Source organism: Streptomyces sp. URMC 124 (genome assembly GCF_051386455.1).
Classification (GTDB): Bacteria; Actinomycetota; Actinomycetes; order Streptomycetales; family Streptomycetaceae; genus Streptomyces.
In genome coordinates, this window is the sequence record NZ_JBPQTS010000291.1 from 1 (window position 1) to 2,965 (window position 2,965).

A 2,965-nucleotide genomic window follows, 5' to 3' on the forward strand; every position below is an offset into this window, starting at 1 on the left:
CTCGCCGCCGCGGCCGGAGGGCGACGGGGGCGCGGGGGCGGGCGCGACGAGCCCGGCGACGGCGCCGGCGGCGAGCGCGCCGCGCAGGAGCCGGCGCCGGGCAACGCCCCGCGGGAGGCGCCGCGAGCCGGACGTCACGGCGCCCTCCGCCCGCCGCGCGGGGCGCCCGCGTCACCGACCACCGCAACGCCGCGCCGCGGACCCCGCCGCGAGGCGCCGCTCATGACGTCCTCCCGGCGTCGCTGAGCGCGATCGCGACGACTGCCGCGTGCGCGCTCCGCAGGGCGCCGCGGCGGGTCACACGCCGCACGACATGCCGCGGGACGGGCCGCATGACGCCCCCCGACATCGCCCAGAGCGGCCGCGGCCGAGGCCGCCGGCTCACCGTGCAAGAACCCACGCCGGGAACACGTCCCACGATGTGCCGCAGGAGACAGGTCATGGCATCCTCCCGGCCTCGCCGAGCGCGGCCGCAATGACTGCCGCCGGCGCGCACCACCGGGCGCCGCGGCGGGTCACACGCCGAACGAATCGCCCCGGGACGGGCCTCATGGCACCCTCCGGGCATCGCACGGCGCGGGCGCGGCCGGGGCCGCCGGTACACCGTGCAGAGCCCGTCCCCCGGAAGGACACGTCCCACGACGCCCACGCCCACCACGGGAAATGGAACCTGCGCGGACCGGCCGCGACCGAGACACCGCCAGTGCCCCACGCGAAGGCCCCGCCACGGCACGCGCCGTACGAGGCGCCCCGGGACGACGCCCCTCACGGCGTCCTCCTCGCGTCGCAGAGCGCGGCGACGGACGCCAGGCGTTCCGTGAGGTCGCCGACGGCGGCGTCGATGCGGGACCGCCGGGCGCGGTCCAGGTGTCCGAGCGGGGTCCATCTCCCGTGGTGGGCGTGGGCGTCGAGGGTCCGGGTCGTGCGGTCCAGGCGGTGGTCGAGGGCCGGCAGGCCCGGATAGCGGGTGCGCAGCAGGGGGCGGAGGGGTCGGAGGACGGCGCGGGTGGCGTCGACGTGCGCGCGGGCGGTGGCGAGGCCGCTCCCGCTGCCGTAGTCGGTGCGGCCGGTCAGCTCGGCCCGCAGGGTGTCCTCGAGGATCTCGTGCGCGCGCCGGCCGAGGTCGGCGGGGTCCATCCGGGTGCGGGCCCAGCCGGCGCGCAGGGCGCGGACGTCGCGGGCGAGCCGGTCGGCGGCGCGGCGCAGCCCCGGCGCGGGCTCGTGGTGCCACAGGCCGTACTCGACGCGGTGGAAGCCCGTGAAGCCCGGGTCGCGCACGCCGCGGGGCAGCCCGGCGGTGGTGCGGTCGAGGGCGTCGCCCGCGTCGCCGAAGGCCCCGTAGGCGGCGCCGAGGCGGGCGTAGGCCAGGTGGGCGGTGAGCCAGCGGGAGCGGGCGGCGGCGCGGTCGCCGGTGCGGACGGCCGTGCGCAGGGCGTCGGTGGCGGCCACGAGGCGGGTCAGGCCGCGGCCCACCCGGCGCTGGTAGGCGAGGGCGGGCGGGATGAGGTCGTGCACGGACAGCGGCCGGGCGGCGGGGCCGCTGCGGGTGCGGCGGGCGTCGCCGGGGACGCGGACGGCGGGGCCGGTGACGGGGTCGGTGTCGTCGCCCAGGCACACGAAGGCGTACGTGCCCGCGCCGAGCCGTACCGGGAGCGACCGCGCGGCTCCGGGCGCCAGCCCCTCGGCCTCTCCGAGGACGGCGCCGGTGCGGCGGTCCGTGAGCTGGACTTCGGTGACGGTGCCGGAGGTGTTGTGCAGAGTGAACGTGTGCGTGCCGGGGCGGGGGTGACGCCAGCCGTGTCCGCAGCGGTCGGGGGACGCGTCGACGCTCTCGTGCGCTGCGGGCGACCGGGGCGCGGCCCCGCACCCGGCGAGGGCGAGGACGGCCCCGCCGGCCACCACGAGGGCGCTCGCCCGCCGCGCCGGCGAAGGCCGGGCGGCGCTCCCGCGCCCCGGGCCGCCCGCCGGGCGGGCACCGCCGAACGCCACCATGGTGGTTACGCACCGCTGCGGCGGGGAGAAGTGGTCGCGCGCCGCCGCGGCGGGCGAGGAGCGCCGAAGCACCGGGGCGCGGACCCGCGCCCCGCCTCCGGCGCGATCACGCGCGACCGGCCACGAGCCATCCGGCCGGCCGGCCCGACCCGCAGGGCCGCGCGTCGCGCGTGCGTACCACCGCACCCGGCGCAGACCGCCGCGGCCCGCAGGGCCGAGCCCGGCTCTTGCCACCGCCGCGACGGTGAGCACCCACCCGCCGCAACCGGCCCGGCGGCGCCGAAGCACCGCCGGGCGCCACGCCTCACGCCCCACCGCAGCCTCCCGTCCCACCGATCCGGCACCGCCGGACACCACCGCCGCAGTCACCGGCCGCCGCGGCGGCACAGGGCTCACCGAGCCGGGGGCTCGCCGAAGCATCAAGGGCCGGGGCACCCGCCTTCCACCACCGCGACGGCACGCAACTCCGGGCCACCCGCCCTGCGATGCGGGAACCGCAGCAAGCGCCACCTCCCGTCCCGCCGGTCAGGCGCCGCCGTCACGGCGGGCGCGGAGTCCTCCGCGACACCCGGGGCGGGTGCGCGGAGGCACCCGCCCGAAAGCGAACGCGGTCGAGTGACGGGGCGGCCGCGGTGCGTGTGCCGGTGCCCGGCGGTCGGGGTTCCCGACGGGAACCCCGCATCCCCGAGCGTCCGCCGGGCACGGCGCACCGCACCGCAGCCTCCCCGTGGTTCTCGACCGCATGATCAAGGCTACGCAGCGACCTGCCGCCCGGTCGGGAAATACGCCCGCACTTCACCCGTCTGACGGTACGTCAGTACGGCACACTCACTGCCGCACCCGACGCCCCGTCACGCCCACAGCCACACCCGCCGGTTCCGCGCCACCGTATGGACGCGCCGCGCCGACGCACTGCTCGGCGGCCAGCGCCCGGCGCCAGGCGTCCTCGACGGGCCGCCGGCCCAGCAGCCGG

At 79.8% G+C, this 2,965-nt stretch carries 1 protein-coding gene; it reads right to left on the reverse strand.

Annotated elements, in window-relative coordinates; translation table 11 throughout:
* Positions 1 to 765: 765 nt before the first annotated feature.
* A complete protein-coding gene (locus tag ACSNOG_RS32305) occupies positions 766 to 1,992 on the reverse strand; it encodes an imelysin family protein (RefSeq protein WP_436756262.1) in 1,227 nt (408 codons plus the stop codon).
* Positions 1,993 to 2,965 lie beyond the last annotated feature (973 nt).